A 15669-nucleotide genomic window follows, 5' to 3' on the forward strand; every position below is an offset into this window, starting at 1 on the left:
ATGGCATTGGCGCTCGATCTCGCGATCCGCAACGTGGAAGCCCTCGCGCTACCACAGAAACATGCAACCGACGCAGCAAGCTGACCAGCGGACACAACAGTCCTGTACCGGCACGTCGTGCGCGGTGCCGAGCCCCGGGGGCACCGGAGAATCAGCCTGCCTGCCGAATTATCGTCCCACGGCGGCGCAGATTAACTCTCGCCGACCTGCGAGCCCTCAGTGTTACCCCCCTTTTCGGCGCTGAACAGCTCGCGGTACTCACCGTAGCCTTCGCGCTCCAGGTCAGCTACGGGAACGAACCGCAGTGCGGCGGAGTTGAGGCAGTAACGGCGCCCACCCATGTCGCGCGGACCATCATCGAAGACGTGCCCCAAATGACTGTCAGCATGAGTGGATCGAACCTCGGTCCTCCGCATCCCGTAGCTCCGGTCTTCGCGCTCCGCCACATTGCGCTGGACGATCGGCTTTGTGAAACTCGGCCAGCCCGTATGGCTGTCATACTTGTCGATAGAGGTAAAGAGCGGCTCGCCGGACACGATGTCCACGTAGATACCCGGCTCCTTGTTGTCCCAATAAGCATTACTGAATGCGCGTTCGGTTGCACCCTCCTGGGTGACACGGAACTGCTCAGAGGTCAATCGAGCGATAGCCTCCGGCGACTTTCCATACTTCGACTCCATGCCATCTCCTCCATTTTCACCATCGCGATAGTGGTCACCCCTGGTCAACCAGAGACCTCCTGCACGAACAGGTCGAATGGCCCTCACACTCCCCCGACCGCAACCGCTGCCTGCCAGGTGACCGGCCAGCCCAACTGGACCATCTAGTCCGATTATAGAGCGGGCGCGTAGCGGCGTCGAGGCCCTCGCCTGCGGTGAGCCCGCGGACCTCCTCGGACCTCCTCCCCCACAACGCCGCTCTCGAGGCCGGCGTTGAACGCGATCTGCTTGAGCGGGGCCTCCAGGGCGACCTTGACGAAGTTGGCGCCGGCGGCCTCGGCACCGTGCAGGCCCAGGCCCTCCAACAGGGTGCGCCAGCCCGACACGACGTGGGTGCCCGCCTAGTGTCGGTGGCCGGCGAGCGGTGTCGGCGGCGTTCACCGGCTTCCCTTGAGAGCCCGTCGAGGTGTCGACGTCGACATCGAGCCGCCGGTAGGACCCAAGGGGTCTGGACGATGTCCGCAGCTCGACATCGGCGGGACGTGGGAGCCGCCTCGCCCGCAGACCACAGAAGTCGAGGCCGGCCTTCGAGGCACGCCGTGACAGAGCACCGCCCGACCCTCGCAGGGGGCACAGTTCAATGCTTGCCAGGCTCCGCTGATCGCTCGACAAGCGGGAGCCGCGCACCTGAGGTGTCCCCCGGTAGCTCGACGTGCTCGCCACCTCACGGGTGCCGGATCAGGTCCGGCTGCGTCTGCTGTTGGTTGATCGTCCAGGATGGCCCGGTTGGTCCACCAGACGGTCTCGTACACGTCGGGTGAGAGTCAGCCGAGACGGGCCTGAATCCGATCGGCGACACACCAGCCGTCATTGCAGCCGAGCGGACGCCTGTACCAGCCGACGCCGTGAGGCCCGGTCATCGAGAGCCGCACCCTCGTGAGCAGCGACCCGATGACTGACGCGGCCTGCCTGCGGCCATGGCGTCACTCGCGGTCAATAACGAAGCGCCGAGGAAGACGATGTCCTTGACCAAGAACTGCCCGGCCGGGGACAACCTGGGATCTCTATACCGCTCCTCCCACGCTTCCGGGGTCGTCGCCAAGAAGCTGAGCGTCGTGGCAAACATCCCCGCCGCTGCTGCGCTACCGAGGGCGGACGCTCGACCGGAGAGTGGTTTCGCAGCGATCAGTGAGCCGATCACGATCTCGACGACGCCGATGAACCTCGCCAGTTCTCGTTCACCGAACCTCGCCGCGAGTCGCGAGAAGGGAGGACTCCCGTTAATCAGCGGACGAATGTTCTCGACCTCGAAGTCCTCGAACTTGAGCCGACCGATCGCCATGAGGTTTAATGCAAGGCCGTACCGGACCGTTGCCATTCCGACGGCCCGGCCCCTCGTGACGGCCGCTCTCCGCAACTTCATGCGTATCCCTTCTCTCGCCTTGCCGAGCAATACGAAGAATACTGCCCTGACGGCGCCGTTTCCGCGGATGATCAGCCCGTCGAACGGGAACAGCCGGTTCCAGAAGGCGTTGAGCCGCGGGAACGCCACGTCGGGGGCACCGATCTGCAACGGCACGATGTAGTCGGCAAAACCGAACACGATCGGCGTGGCATACAACAACAGCATGATCGTGCCGTGCATCGTGAACACCTGGTTGCACTGCTCGTTCGACAGGAACTGCAGACCGGGTCAGCCGAGCCCGGCACGTGTCCGCAGCGCCATGGCCCCACCGGCCATGTGTCATATCGCCTCCCGGGCCAACGAGCCCACCGGATCAAGCGGTCGCCTACGAGCGGGTCCTCGACAGCCGGCACGGGCCTGTGCCGCTGATACGGCCCTGGGCCTCGGCCCCACCGCCGGACCGCGGCCGCCTCAGAAGGCCCGACTGCTTACCCCGCCACCGAGAGAACGGCGGCCTGCCCGGGCCGGACGAGCGAACGGCGCTGGGTTGCCCAGCCGACTATCGTCGCCCCGCTAACGGACTGTCAAGTCCATTAGCGGGGCCCCGCAGGCACGCCAGATCGATCGCGCACGCCGGATCACCGACTGCCGTTTTGTACCTTATCTACTGGTTTGCCGTCGCTAGCCACGGCGCCGCCGCACACATGCGGTTGACAACGAGGCTCGCATATTGGACTTGACAGTCCTACTTTTGCCGGGTAAGCAAGGTCCGCGAGGTCTAGTGGGCATGCCGATCCTCGACGCCGGTTGCTGCCGACGCGCCGCGGGGCCGGCAGCCCATACCCGGCATCCGACGCCGGCCGTCGCGTTGACCGCAGACGCACGCGGCTGGGCGGGTTGTGCCGGCCGAACTCAATCGACGACAGCGGCGGCACAGCACACCGGCTCTCCTGACCGGCATTGCGTGTCGTCTGAATCTGCGCCTCGATCACGGATCGGCGCGAGAAGGGACAGAATGATGACCGATGGGTTCGAAGGTCAGAAGCTCGTTGTAGTCGGGGGGAGCAGCGGCATGGGTCGCGCTGCCGCGCTCGACGTAGTTGCGGGCGGTGGAAGCGCCGTGATCATCGGGCGTGATCAAGGACGCGTGGAAGACACGGTGAGAGCCCTCTCGGCGGGGAAAGCCTGGGGTATCACCGCCGACATCACGCGGCGCGATGAAGTGGAGAATGTGCAGAAGCAGCTGGCGGATGAGCATGCGGACGCGACGCTCCTGGTAAATGCGGCCGGGTTCTTCATCCCGCGCAATTTTGTTGACTACGATCCGGCCTTCTACGACTCCTACCTGGAGCTGAATCGTGCACTGTTCTTTCTGACGCAGACCCTGGTGAAGGGCATGATTGCGGGCGGTCGCGGCGGTTCGATCGTGAACATCGGGAGCATGTGGGCGCATCAGGCGATCGGTCTCACGCCCTCGGCCGGGTACTCGATGGCCAAGGCCGGGCTCCACGCGCTCACCCACAACCTTGCGATCGAGCTCGCCTCGCACGGCATTCGCGTCAACGCGGTCGCGCCTGCGGTCGTCGCCACCCCGCTGTACGAAGGGTTCATCCCGGCCGAGCAGGTGCAGGAGACGCTCAAGAGCTTCAGCGGGCTGCATCCGCTGGGGCGCGTCGGCTCCGCGCAGGACGTCGCCTCGGCGATCACCTTCCTGTTGTCCGGCCACGCGGCCTGGGTGACCGGCGCGATCCTGAACGTCGACGGCGGGGTCATGGCGGGCCGGAACTAGTGGGTTGTCACGCAGTCTTGACCGGGTAGTTGGTCCAGGTCCGGATTGGTGAGTCGGTCGCGAGGTCGACCTTGGCTTGCGCGCGGGCGTTGCGCCAGCGGACGTAGGCGGCGATGGCGAGGTTCGACCGGCAGCTCGCGGAGCAGAAGCCGGCCGAGCTGTTGTGGGTCCGGTCGAAGAAGCCGAAGGGACACGCTCGCTCACGGCGTGGGGCGTGCGCGCCTACTCGTCGTCCGGCCGGGGCACGGCATCTGGCGGGCTGCTCGTCGTGACTGCGGTGGTCGGAGCCATCGAGGCCAAGTAGCGCAGGTCGGCGAGCTCGGCCTCGATCCAGTTCAACCACGAGCCGCAGATCGCCCAGGCACACCAACTCGGCCGCGTTGCGCTGCGCACCACGCGCGCACCCGGGGGATGACGACGAGGCAAGCAGCCTCTCGCCTGGCCGGCGGCGTAAGGCCTTGAGTTGGTCGAGGAACTCGATCCAACAATCGCGTGCTCGGATGCGGTAGAACAGCCGTCCGGTGGCCAGGCGAGTGCGGCGAGCACGTGCATGACCCCGGCCGGGCGGGTGTAGTTCGGCTGCAACCTGCCCGGTCGGCATGAGGGCCGCCAGGCCCTGCCCTTGCGCGGCAACAGGTTCGAGGGCCTGCCGTGCAGGTCGAGGATGCGGCGCATCTTCGCGACGAGGTCCGGGTCGGCGGAACCCTTCCATGTGGTCGTGGTCTGCCACGAGACACTGCCGGTGTACAGGAGGTCACCGGCATCGTCCCCTGCCCGGGCGCCTCGCTCGCTGGGGTGCCGCGGCCTTCGTCCGCCCCTGGCCGGCTACACCGGCGTCCTGTAGGCCGATACGGCGGTGCCGGTCTGGCACGAGGCCCTCGGCGAGCTGCCGGTGCTGTTCGCGGCCAGCGGGGCGGCCGCCGACGACGGCGCGCGGCTCGTGATCACCGGGCCGACCAGGGCCGGACGGCGCAAAGCGCATGCCAATGGTTCGGCTCGCCGTGGCCGGGGCCGATTTTGCCCGCGGGCCAGCTCGTGGAGCGGCGCCTCGAGCCGCTCCACGAGGGCGTCGTCGCCGCCTACCTCACCCACCAGCAAGGCGGGAGACGGCGGAACCGCTGGGCCCGCGCGCCCTCACTGCACAGGAGCCCTGTTCGGCGGCCGCTGTCGTCTCAGGGGCGGCACTCACCGCGGGTTCGCCGGGCACACGGTTCATCGTGGTCGAGGCGGGCATCGCGTCCACGGCCGACCCGCAGCACGTCATCGCCCCCAACGGACCCGACTCGGTGAGCACGGCCACGCCTCGAGTGCTGGGGCTCGCGGATCGCCACCGCGGTGGCTTCGACCCGCCTACCCGATCTTTGCCAGAGGGCGCTCGGGAGGGCGCTCCGTCGATGTCGACCGAATGCGAGCTCTGAGTCATCTCCGTACTTCTCTACGTCGGCGATTGCTCAGGTTCCGGTGCCATCCGGACGTTCGTCAGTTGGGGCGTTCGCGCGGTGCGCGGTCGGGTACCGTCGCGTGGCCCGGGAAGCGACTGTCGACGAGTTCCTTGTATTGAGGGTGGTCGGCAATGTAGTCCGCCACGAAGGGACAGTAGTTCGTGAGTTTCAGGTCTTGAGCTCGTAGATCGTCCAGGGCGTGTTTGACCAGCCGGGTTGCGATCCCTCGGCCGCGGAACTCAGGCTCAACGATCGTGTGACTGAGCGTCACGCGTTGATCGCCTCGCGATACGTGGTAGACGATCATGCCGACAACCCGTCCGTCGACCATGGCTTCGTACGATCCACTGTTGCTGTTCTTCTGTACGTTCATCTCGGGGTTCACGTGGTTTCTCCTGATATTTCCTTGAGTAGTTCCGTCTTCGCCGTCCGGTTCGGGCGGCTCGAGTTCGCTCCGCGCCTTCGCGCCGCGAGCGACTACCGAGCCCCCTTCACCGCGGCCGGCAATAGCGACCGCTCGCGAACACACACGCCACAACCCGAGATGGCACCACACCGCTGTCCAATCGCAGGCTGAACTCTCGCTCAGTTTCAAGCTCGCTATGCCGATCTGCCGCCCGACGACCGCCGCCGAGTCCTTACGGTCGAACGCGGATGATCGTCTTCCCCTTGATCCGCTCGGTCGCGTTGAAGGCGGCCACGGCATCGTCGAGAGTCGCGATGTTGCCGATGTTCGTCCGCACTCGTCCATCCCGCACCCGCCGGACGATCTCACTCAGCTGGGCACGATCGGGCACGACCACGAAGTCGACCGCGGTGCCGTTGGCGGGTCGCACCTCGGGCGGCCCGGCGACGGTCACCAGCGTTCCTCCGGCACGAACCAGACCCACGGACCGCTTCCCGAGGTCGCCGCCGAAGACATCGAATACCAGATCGACTCCGCCGATATCTTCCAGCGAGTCGTTCTCGAGGTCGACGAACTCCTGCGCGCCGAAGTCGAGCGCCGTCTGACGGCCGCCAGCGCGTCCGGTGCCGATGACGTAGGCACCCGCCTCGCGTGCGAGCTGCGTCGCCATCGAACCGACTGCGCCGGCGGCACCGTGCACGAGGACGGTCTGCCCCGCCCGGAGACGGCCGTGGTCGAACAGCCCCTGCCACGCGGTCAGGCCCGACATCACGAGGCTCGCGCCCACCGTGAAGTCCACCTCGCCCGGCAACGGGGCGAGGTTGCGGGCCTCGACGACGACGTACTCCGCCAGCGTGCCGTCGCGAGTCCAGTCCGTGAGCCCGAACACCCGCTGGCCCACCGACAACCCCGTCGTTCCATAGCTGAGGGCGGTGACCACTCCGGCCACCTCGTGCCCGGGGATCGACGGCGTCCGGTCCCGGCCGAGGCGGTCGGTCCAGGTCGAGGGCCACTCGAGCTCATCCCAGGTGAATCCCGACGCATGAACTTCAACGACGACATCGCCGTAGCTCGCGCCCGAAAGGCCGGCGAGCCTCGCCGCCGGCGGCTCGGGCCGCTCCACCAGCTTCATCCCAGCCGTTCCGGCGGCCTGATCCGTCACCACGATCGCTTTCATGTGATTACCTCTCTGTATCAGCCTTCGCCTCCACGGCACGTTGGGTCTGCGTTACGTTCCGCGCTGACTCGGAGCTTCAGGCTCGTTGTGCCGATCTGACGCCGCGGTGGCAATCGAGTAGCACAGCTGGGCCCGGTACCCGTCGGATGCGGCCAGGCGGGCAGAGTGAAGGTCGTGCCGGGACCTGGGCCGCGACAGACGGCAACGGCCGGCCGGGTCCGTCAGGAGATCGCCACCGCCTGGCAGCTCGGCGGCTGCGGTGGTCACCAATCCCCCTGGTAGCGGAGCATCCGGATGCGGTCCGCAGGCGGCCCAGGCCTTACTCCGGCAGGACCCTGATGTGCGATGTCGATGGCGTAGCCGGCGTACGACCTCGCCGGCGTGAACGCGTCGCCAATTTGGACCGACAAGTCCGCACTCGCGTCGTTGTGCACGGGAGGTAGCCGTGAGTCGGGCACGCCGCGACGACGGGCGATGAAGCCCCTCGTTGAGGGCATCTGAACTCCTACTTGAGATCTTTCGGGCCGACGGCGCAGTCGACGCGACGCCCGTACGGAGGCCTGCGACGGCCCAGCCGAGTCGACTATTGGCGAACTTCTACTGGACTGTCAAGTCTAGCCATGATGGCGTCCGGGCCGCCTCAGCTCGCCACCCGTGATGCGAACGCGTTCGCCACCGCCATCAGCCGCGAAGTGCGCACCGCCGCAGAGTCAACCGCTCGGCGTCCCACGATCGCAGCGGCGAGTCAGGAGTCGGTGCGGGCATAGAGATCGGCCTGCTCCCGCGCTGGACTCCGTCCAGCAACGAGGCGGGACTCCCCTTCGCGGCACGCGGCGTTGACCAGCGACCCGAGCCGGCACCGCGCGGTCCCGCGACTTCGCCGGGGAGCGAGCCCGTCGCCACCCGTTCCAATCCGAGCCGGCGTCACTGGCCAGGGCAGGCGCAGACCACATGCACCGAGGGACGGCCGGCAAATTCGCATGAGAGCTATACGAGCACCCATCCCCGGTCCTCACCGATCTGCGGCGGCAACAGCGTGGCGGCCTGGCTCAGCCTCGGCAGGCCGGCTATCGAGGTATCAGTACCGGACTTTCACGTCTGGATGGTGATGGGGTTCCGGAGCCCGAATCGTCAGTGTGCCGCGCCGGATGCGCTTTTCGGCTGAGGCACGAGCGCCTCCACATTGCGGATCGCGAGATCGAGCGCCAGCGCCATCGGCTGCGCGCTTCGTCCCGCTTGCGAGAGTAGGTAGCCACCCTGGTATGCGGCCATGATTCCGGTGGCGAGTTCACCGACGTCGGCTTCGACGTCAAGCTCGCCGCGATCCTGCATCCGGCGGAGCCCCGCAGCGAGATACGACTCCCAGCTACGGAACGTGGCATTGATCAGGATCCGGGCCGGCTCGGACCGATCCGCAAGCTCACTGGCTAGCGAGCCGATCTCGCAGCCGTGCGCTCCGCGGCGTTCCTCGACGAAGCGAACGACGGCATCGCGCCATCGCCGCAACCCCTGCAGCGAGCTGAGTTGTTCGAGGTGGGGCTCGTGCCGCTCCATCACCCGCGCGGCCTGCATCTTGATCACCGCGACGACCAGCGCATCCTTGTCGTCAAAGTAGTGATAGAGCTGCGACTTACTGGTGCCGGAGGCCTCGATCACGTGATCCATGGTCGTGCCGGCGACCCCGTTGGCGTGCATGAGACCGGCGGCGGCTCGGACGATGCGGTCGCGAGTGAGGGCGCCGCGGGCGGTCAGGCGCCGCGCAGGAGGCTCGGCTCTGGCACTCGTCACGGACGTGATCCTATCTCGACGACTTGACTCTTCGCCCTGAACGCGATATTACGACCTGCAGTTCTTTGTGTCGCCCGCCTGCTCCGGACATTACCCGAGGCATCCACAGGGCAGTGAGAGACGCGTGCCGCTGATCGTCGATCAGATACACGCTGCCCAATAAATGACTGGTCAGTTAAGTCACATGGCTCACGTTGATGAGCGGGACCTTGGGCAAGGGTGCAGCACCTGCGCCGAGCCGAGCATCACATCTGGTCGGCGTCGGCGGTCGATCCCGATGCATGCTCGCGGACGCGGTCCAGTGCCATGTCCAAAGCAATCTCCATCGGCCTGACGTCGCGCTCCGCCTGGGCGAGCAGGTAACCGCCTTGCACGGCAGCCATTATCCCGGTGGCCAGCCATGCGGGGTCAGCGTCCGGACCAAGCTCGCCGTTCTCACGCATCCGCGCGAGCCCGGCGGCGAGCAGGTCCTTCCAGGTGCGAAAGTGGGCAGCCAACGCGACTCGCGACTCCTCGTCCCTATCGGCGAGCTCGTTCGCCAGTGAGCCCAGCTCACAGCCGTATGCGCCGTTACGGAGAGCGTTGCGCTGCACTATCGCGTCTCGCCAGAGTTCGAGCCCGCGCAAGGAGCTCAACCGCTCCAGCCGCCGGCGCTGCCGCTCGAGCACCCGACTGGCCTGCAATGAGATGACCTCACGCACCAAGGCGTCTTTGTCACTGAAATGCTGGTAGAGCTGCGACTTACTGGTGCCACTGGCCACCCGGACGTCATCCAAGGTCGTTGCAGCCACGCCCTTGGCGTACATCAGATCTGCAGCAGCCTGCAAGATACGCGCTCGGGTGGCCGCGCCGCGCGCAGTAAGTCGCGGCGACTTACTCCCGCCGTCCGCATGCGCCATAAGAAGGGAGGTTACCAAGCAAAGTGGGTAGCAGAACAGTCATTCTGAACATTGAGGTCCAACTCCGGCACTCAGCGCTGATGCGTGGACTTGGCCAACGAAGGGGCACGCTCGGACGGCCTCCATGCGCGTGAATCGGATCCGCGCCGCCGACCGGCGGGAACCCAACAATTTCGCGGGTCCCACCACGTCGGACGGCCGAGGTCGGCTTCTGGCGACCTCGGCCCTGGCGCCATGCACGTCTCGGTAATCGGTGCTCGACCGAACACTGCGGGCGCATGGTTACCGTCGGGCTGCCGTCGCTCACGGGCTGAACGGACATGCACGAAGGGGCGCGAAATCCGCGAGCCGCTCCTTCACGATCAAGCGCAGGTCGCTCATGCAGTGGCCCGGGTACCGCGTCACGTCGCTGTTGCAGATGAACCACTCACGCCGGCTCGGCGAAGTATCGAACATGCTCGAGAGCCATGTCGAACGCGAGCTCCATCGGCCGCACGCTCCGCGCAGCCCGGGCAAGCAAAAGGCCACCCTCAACGGCGGCGATGATCCCCGTGGCCAGTGCAGCGGGATCGGCCTCGGGCCGCAGCTCGCCCCTCTCCCGCATCCCGCTCAGGCCGGCGACGAGACAGAAGTACCAGGTCCGAAGCGACACATCCGGCAAGCTGCCGTGCTCGGGGTCGGTACGGCCGACCGACTCACCCGCCGCGGTGCCCTCTCCCACGCGGTCGTCATAACGCTCCCGCAACCTACGCACGACGACGTCACGCCAGCCCTCGAGTGATTCGAGGGAGTCGAGGCGCAGCGGGTTCGGTTCCGGCTCGAAGAACTCCCATGACCTCAAACTTGATCACCCTGGTTGTCCATGTGCCAATCTCTGACCTGTAGCTGCAGGGTGCGAACGAGCCGAGCACGGCCGGTGGTCCCAAGCTGCCGCTCGGCGACGCCCCACCGACCGTTTCGGCTCCGAACCGGAGTGGCTTTCAACCAGTCCGAGTCCAGCAGGGCTGCCGAGCGACAACCCTCGACCAACGCCGCCGGCGAGGAATTTCGATACCGGTCGTTGGGAGCCAGACCGGTATCCGCACCGCTTCATTGCCCGCTCGGTGCGCCAAGGCAGGGAAGCCCCGTGCATCGACCGCGGAATCAGGCCTACCGTGCCGATCCAGCGCCATCTCTGACGGAAGACGACGGATCTCCCCTGCCGACGAGACGGGCAATGTGAAACCATTCGTCACAGGAAGTGTTTCCCCCACTGCCAGACCGCTCGCTACTCACGGCGCCGCGGGAATAGGTCCGGCCATAGCCTGCCGGCTCGCTGCATGCCGAGTCGAGTTCCCCAAGCGTTGACCCCGAGAGGCGAGAGCTGTCTGCGTGAGCACTGTCGGCACTGCACTGGGTGACACGTGCGCCACCGACCGAGGCCAACATCCTGTGGCGCGACCATCGCTGCCGTCGACGCGCGGCGGCACCCGCCTCCTCTCAAAACTGGACTAACTAGTTACAGAATCTACGGAGAGAGCCCCCCTGTCAAGTCCAGTATCGGAGCGCTGATGCCGGTCTCCGAAGACCGGAGGCGTGCCTGCACGCCGGGCTCGCCGGCCGCCGTGGCGCCCCCACCGCTGGGTTCCCGACCGAGCCGGCAACTGCAGCCCACGCAACCGCGCCGACGTCACTCAAGCGACAGGACATGCGGTTGTGCCGCCAGGGGCCGTAGCCGCATCAGGCGAGACTCACAGGAGTGTCTGTCGAGCACCGACTCGCAGTGTCGCCGGCTCACGTGACATCGGCACGGACATGCGCGCCGTGACGCGTCGAGTGCGAGCTACATGGGCACGTCCAGAGCTCGCCCGCCTGGGCGCAGGCATGCTCGCCGATGTCGTCTCCGCGCGATGATCGTCTGCCGGCCCGCGCGCCGTGTCCGCTGCTCCCCGCCGGCAACAGGTGCAGCCCATCCTCGATGTCCGGACGCAACCTTCGCAGAGGAAGGCGGCCGATCCGGCTTCATCACATACAGATTGCCGTCGACGACCCCGCGTCCGCCTCTTCGAACGATGGACCGTACGGTCCAACTCTGTGGGCTTCATCGGACGATGCAGTCCAGAGTATGGGGTTTTCGAGATCCAACTGGAGCGGTGTGACCGATCTCGACCCGGATCCCCGCAGGTGCGCTCTGAGGATCAGACTTGCCGCTCCCTTCAGGAGCGTCGGCACCGTGGCTCAGTGGGCCCGATGTCCTAGCGGGAGCGTGGATCCGCGTTGGGCTGGGTCTCCCCCGCCGTGCCCTGCGCCGCCACCTCGTACGGCGACGCCCGGTGGCCGACGTGTGCCTCGTTGCGGAAGCGTTCGACGAGGTGCGGGTAGTGCAGCTCGAACGCCGGACGCTCCGAACGGATCCGCGGCAGCTCCGTGAAGTTGTGCCGCGGCGGTGGGCAGCTCGTGGCCCACTCCAGCGAGTTGCCGAAGCCCCACGGGTCGTCGGAGGTGACGACCCGTCCGTAGCGGTAGCTGCGGAAGACGTTCCAGATGAACGGAAGCGTCGAGGCGCCGAGGACGAACGCGCCGATCGACGAGATCGTGTTGAGCGTGGTGAACCCGTCGGTGGGCAGGTAGTCGGCGTAGCGACGGGGCATGCCCTCGGCGCCCAGCCAGTGCTGCACCAGGAACGTCAGGTGGAACCCGATGAACGTGAGCCAGAAGTGCACCTTGCCGAGGGTGTCGTCCATCATCCGGCCGGTCATCTTCGGGAACCAGAAGTAGATGCCGGAGTAGGTAGCGAACACGATCGTGCCGAACAGCACGTAGTGGAAGTGCGCCACCACGAAGTAGGTGTCCGAGACGTGGAAGTCCAGCGGCGGGGACGCCAGCAGGATGCCGGTGAGACCACCGAGCAGGAACGTGACCAGGAAGCCGAGCGCGAACAGCATCGGGGGCTCGAAGGTCATATTCCCCTTCCACAGGGTCCCGATCCAGTTGACGAACTTGATGCCGGTGGGGATCGCGATCAGGAAGGTGGTGAAGGAGAAGAACGCCAGCAGCACAGCTCCGGTGGCGTACAAGTGATGAGCCCAGACCGCCACCGACAGCGCGGCGATAGCGATCGTGGCGTAGACCAGGCCCTTGTAGCCGAAGATCGGCTTGCGGGCGAACACCGGGAAGACCTCGGAGACGATGCCGAAGAACGGCAGCGCAATGATGTAGACCTCGGGGTGGCCGAAGAACCAGAACATGTGCTGCCAGAGGATCCCGCCGCCGTTGGCGGGGTCGAACACATGGGCGCCGAGGTGGCGGTCGGCGAGCAAACCGAGCAGCGCCGCTGTGAGCTCGGGGAACGCGATGAGGATCAGGATCGCGGTGATGAGGATGTTCCAGGTGAAGATCGGCATCCGGAACATCGTCATGCCGGGCGCGCGCATGCAGACGATCGTGGTGATGAAGTTGACGGCCCCGAGGATCGTGCCCAGGCCCCCGATCACCAGCCCGACGATCCACAGGTCTGACCCGCTGCCGGGTGAGTGGACCACGCCGGACAGAGGAGCGTAGGCCGTCCAGCCGAAGTCGGCGGGCCCACCCGGCGTCAAGAAACCGGAGAGCACGATCAGCCCGCCGAACAGGAACAGCCAGTACGAGAAGGCGTTGAGCCGCGGGAACGCCACGTCGGGGGCACCGATCTGCAGCGGCACGATGTAGTTGGCGAAACCGAACACGATCGGCGTGGCATACAACAACAGCATGATCGTGCCGTGCATCGTGAACAACTGGTTGTACTGCTCGTTCGACAGGAACTGCAGACCGGGCCGGGCGAGCTCGGCACGTATCAGCAGCGCCATGGCCCCACCGGCCAGGAAGAACACGAACGACGTCACCAAGTACAGGATCGCGATGTCCTTGGGATCGGTCGTCCGCAACATCCTCACGAGTACCGACCCCACGGCCGCACGGCGCACCGGTGCTACACGAGCACTGACCGGTGCCGGAACAAGTTGTGTCATATCGCCTCCCGGACCAACCAGCCCGCCGGATTCACACCGTCTGCGCTCGACCGCTCGGCGAGCGCCTGCGCAGACACGTGGACCGCTTCGCGTTGCGAAGGCCAGTAGCTACTGTGGGTCATCGTTGATGGTGAGGAGTACTCGCACGACGGAGCGCGAGGCTCGATGCCCTCCGATGGCCACACGCCGACGCCCCTCTGGACTATCCAGGCCGACTATCAAGTCTCTTCCTCGAACTGTCAAGTCCACTGAGACCCGACTCCACCCGCCTTCGGACGGAGCCGAAGACCAGAGAACATGGGCATAACTTGCGGCTTGTGCCCCTTTCGCGTACCTACATGGTCGCGAGCGCCTGCAGTGGAAGAGGACCCAACCTCGCGTATAGACTGGACTTGACGGTACCAAACTCAACGGATAGCTGGATGTCGCACGGTCTGACAGGCACCGCGCCATGTCGTCCTGCGGTCGCTCGTGCCGGCCGCATGACCGGCAGATTCGAACACCGACAGTGACGTCGTGGCGATCCTGAGACCGGCCAGCACACATCGCACAGCCAAACGCAGACGAGAGGAAGCACCTTGCCGGTCACCAGAGGCTTCGCCGGGCGAAGCAGCACGGCGCGTGATCCGCGCCTGCCGCCGGGCCAATACGATGCTGCGGACGGATGGCCCGTCCTGCACGCGGAAGCCACTCCGTCCATCCGCACCGATCGCTGGACCTTCACAGTCGACGGCCTCGTTCAGTCACCCACCACGTGGAGCTGGGAGGAGATCCACGCACTCCCGGGCTCCCGGTACGAGGGCGCCATCCACTGCGTCACCACGTGGTCGAAGTTCGGCATGACATTCGACGGAGTCTCCGTAGACACCCTGCTGGAGTCAGCCGGTCCGCTCGACGACGCAGCGTTCGTGCTCGCCCGTTCGCATACCGGCTACACCACGAACCTGCCGCTCGAGGACGTGACCGGCGGCAAGGCGTGGGTGGTCTGGAACGTGAACGGAACGCCTCTGGAGGCGATCCACGGAGGACCGGCCCGGCTGCTCGTGCCCCACCTGTACTTCTGGAAAAGCGCGAAATGGGTGTCCGGGCTGAAGCTGCTGGCCCAGGACCAGCCCGGTTTCTGGGAGCGCAACGGATACCACGACCGGGGAGACCCCTGGCTCGAGCAGCGGTACCAGGGAGATTGACATGTCCACAGATGACAATGATCAGACCGACGGCGTCGATATCGACTCGGGGCTCCTTCAGCCGGAGGACAGCCTCGACGACCGCGGGGTCCTCGACGTACTGGACGAGGGTTACTCCCCTCCGGACCGTCCGTGGGAGCTCAACGACTATGGCCTCACCGCGAGGGAAGCGGCCGAACACGAAAGCCTCAACGGCCGCCTGGCACGTGAGCTGCCCGACATCATGATCCCCGACGGGGACGGGCTGGGAGACGCCTCGGACACCGACGGCGAGCTGTACGACAACGAAGCCGGCACGGCCCGCTCAGGGAGGTTGATCGACGTCGAAGCCGCGGGCGAGATCGACGACTTCGCCTACCTCTACGCGGTGGACATCGGTCGCGATGGTGGCGCGGCGTCCGCCGAAGAGGCCGCAATACACATCGTCGCCGATGAAGACGAACCTGAACCGGTCTGAGGACACCGACGCGCCTGAAACGACAGTGCATCCCGTACCACCAGGCTGAATATCTTCCGAAGGAGGAACTGATGGTCGACACGCTCAAGAACATTCATGTCGCGGATGGCGACCCTGTGGTCGAGAGATACATCCCCACCGCGGTTACGGCGGAGGCCTTCGTCTACAACGATGGCTCCACCCAGGTCTTCGAATCCAACGGCGCTACCACCTACGTCGAGCAGGGCCGGCCGACACACGGCAGCTGGTACATCGATGACGGCCGCTTCTGCTCGTTCTGGCCTCCCAGCTATCGTGCCTGCTACGACTTGCATTGGATCGTGGAGGACGGCCGGATCGCGGGTGTGCGGTTCACCGAGCGCAACCGGGGATCAAGCTTCGACGGCCGTTATCGATGAGCCCGGCTTACCTGCGCAGACTCGCCACCTCGACTCGATCCAGCGAGCCGCACTCATCGCGGCACGCGGCAGG

14 protein-coding genes and 1 pseudogene are annotated in these 15669 nt (G+C 66.1%); 4 read left to right on the top strand and 11 right to left on the bottom strand.

The window, feature by feature from the left end; genetic code table 11:
- Positions 1–191 precede the first annotated feature (191 nt).
- The 4 genes and pseudogenes from msrB to MMF94_RS41515 all read right to left on the bottom strand — a co-directional run.
- Entirely contained in the window at positions 192–680 is a 489-nt protein-coding gene (gene msrB / locus MMF94_RS41500; protein WP_241043001.1) for a peptide-methionine (R)-S-oxide reductase MsrB, read from the bottom strand.
- A gap of 152 nt (positions 681–832) precedes the next feature.
- On the bottom strand, positions 833–1045 hold the full coding sequence (locus tag MMF94_RS41505; protein ID WP_241043027.1) for a hypothetical protein: 213 nt from the start codon (positions 1043–1045) through the stop codon (positions 833–835).
- A 530-nt stretch (positions 1046–1575) separates the two neighbouring features.
- On the bottom strand, positions 1576–2082 hold the full coding sequence (locus MMF94_RS41510; protein WP_338104439.1) for a DUF417 family protein: 507 nt from the start codon (positions 2080–2082) through the stop codon (positions 1576–1578).
- A gap of 66 nt (positions 2083–2148) precedes the next feature.
- Positions 2149–2400: pseudogene (locus MMF94_RS41515) on the bottom strand (cbb3-type cytochrome c oxidase subunit I); the annotation flags it as partial.
- 682 nt (positions 2401–3082) lie between these two features.
- Between MMF94_RS41515 and MMF94_RS41520 the strand changes: the two are divergent.
- Entirely contained in the window at positions 3083–3853 is a 771-nt protein-coding gene (locus tag MMF94_RS41520) for an SDR family NAD(P)-dependent oxidoreductase (RefSeq protein WP_277398961.1), read from the top strand.
- Between the two features lie 222 nt (positions 3854–4075).
- Here MMF94_RS41520 and MMF94_RS41525 read toward each other — a convergent pair whose 3' ends face one another.
- The 7 genes from MMF94_RS41525 to ctaD all read right to left on the bottom strand — a co-directional run bounded on the left by MMF94_RS41525 (position 4076) and on the right by ctaD (position 13554).
- Positions 4076–4249: a hypothetical protein gene (locus tag MMF94_RS41525; RefSeq protein ID WP_241043003.1), complete on the bottom strand. Its 174-nt coding sequence runs from the start codon at positions 4247–4249 to the stop codon at positions 4076–4078.
- 1083 nt (positions 4250–5332) lie between these two features.
- Positions 5333–5680, bottom strand: coding sequence for a GNAT family N-acetyltransferase (locus tag MMF94_RS41530; protein WP_241043004.1), 348 nt, complete (start codon positions 5678–5680; stop codon positions 5333–5335).
- Between the two features lie 253 nt (positions 5681–5933).
- Positions 5934–6878 (bottom strand): NADP-dependent oxidoreductase, encoded by a 945-nt coding sequence (locus tag MMF94_RS41535; protein WP_241043005.1) that lies wholly within the window; start codon positions 6876–6878, stop codon positions 5934–5936.
- A 1131-nt stretch (positions 6879–8009) separates the two neighbouring features.
- Positions 8010–8666 (bottom strand): TetR/AcrR family transcriptional regulator, encoded by a 657-nt coding sequence (locus MMF94_RS41540; protein WP_241043006.1) that lies wholly within the window; start codon positions 8664–8666, stop codon positions 8010–8012.
- Positions 8667–8911: 245 nt separating this feature from the next.
- Complete coding sequence (locus tag MMF94_RS41545) at positions 8912–9565, bottom strand: TetR/AcrR family transcriptional regulator (RefSeq protein ID WP_241043007.1); 654 nt, start codon at positions 9563–9565, stop codon at positions 8912–8914.
- A gap of 427 nt (positions 9566–9992) precedes the next feature.
- On the bottom strand, positions 9993–10406 hold the full coding sequence (locus MMF94_RS41550) for a TetR family transcriptional regulator C-terminal domain-containing protein (RefSeq protein WP_241043008.1): 414 nt from the start codon (positions 10404–10406) through the stop codon (positions 9993–9995).
- Between the two features lie 1393 nt (positions 10407–11799).
- On the bottom strand, positions 11800–13554 hold the full coding sequence (gene ctaD / locus MMF94_RS41555; protein ID WP_241043009.1) for an aa3-type cytochrome oxidase subunit I: 1755 nt from the start codon (positions 13552–13554) through the stop codon (positions 11800–11802).
- A 578-nt stretch (positions 13555–14132) separates the two neighbouring features.
- Between ctaD and MMF94_RS41560 the strand changes: the two genes are divergently transcribed.
- From MMF94_RS41560 to MMF94_RS41570, 3 genes are all read left to right on the top strand, one after another.
- Positions 14133–14741: a sulfite oxidase-like oxidoreductase gene (locus tag MMF94_RS41560; RefSeq protein ID WP_241043010.1), complete on the top strand. Its 609-nt coding sequence runs from the start codon at positions 14133–14135 to the stop codon at positions 14739–14741.
- 1 nt (position 14742) lies between these two features.
- Complete coding sequence (locus tag MMF94_RS41565; protein WP_241043011.1) at positions 14743–15198, top strand: DUF5709 domain-containing protein; 456 nt, start codon at positions 14743–14745, stop codon at positions 15196–15198.
- A 71-nt stretch (positions 15199–15269) separates the two neighbouring features.
- Entirely contained in the window at positions 15270–15596 is a 327-nt protein-coding gene (locus tag MMF94_RS41570; RefSeq protein ID WP_241043012.1) for a hypothetical protein, read from the top strand.
- Positions 15597–15669 lie beyond the last annotated feature (73 nt).

The organism is Pseudonocardia alaniniphila (assembly GCF_022524485.1).
Classification (GTDB): Bacteria; Actinomycetota; Actinomycetes; order Mycobacteriales; family Pseudonocardiaceae; genus Pseudonocardia; species Pseudonocardia alaniniphila.

Excerpts from the sequence above, each read along its gene's own strand:
- msrB (WP_241043001.1), bottom strand. The coding sequence starts at position 680 with ATGGAGTCGAAGTATGGAAAGTCGCCGGAGGCTATCGCTCGATTGACC.
- MMF94_RS41510 (WP_338104439.1), bottom strand. The coding sequence starts at position 2,082 with ATGAAGTTGCGGAGAGCGGCCGTCACGAGGGGCCGGGCCGTCGGAATG.
- MMF94_RS41520 (WP_277398961.1), top strand. The coding sequence starts at position 3,083 with ATGACCGATGGGTTCGAAGGTCAGAAGCTCGTTGTAGTCGGGGGGAGC.
- MMF94_RS41535 (WP_241043005.1), bottom strand. The coding sequence starts at position 6,878 with ATGAAAGCGATCGTGGTGACGGATCAGGCCGCCGGAACGGCTGGGATG.
- MMF94_RS41545 (WP_241043007.1), bottom strand. The coding sequence starts at position 9,565 with ATGGCGCATGCGGACGGCGGGAGTAAGTCGCCGCGACTTACTGCGCGC.
- ctaD (WP_241043009.1), bottom strand. The coding sequence starts at position 13,554 with ATGACACAACTTGTTCCGGCACCGGTCAGTGCTCGTGTAGCACCGGTG.
- MMF94_RS41565 (WP_241043011.1), top strand. The coding sequence starts at position 14,743 with ATGTCCACAGATGACAATGATCAGACCGACGGCGTCGATATCGACTCG.
- MMF94_RS41570 (WP_241043012.1), top strand. The coding sequence starts at position 15,270 with ATGGTCGACACGCTCAAGAACATTCATGTCGCGGATGGCGACCCTGTG.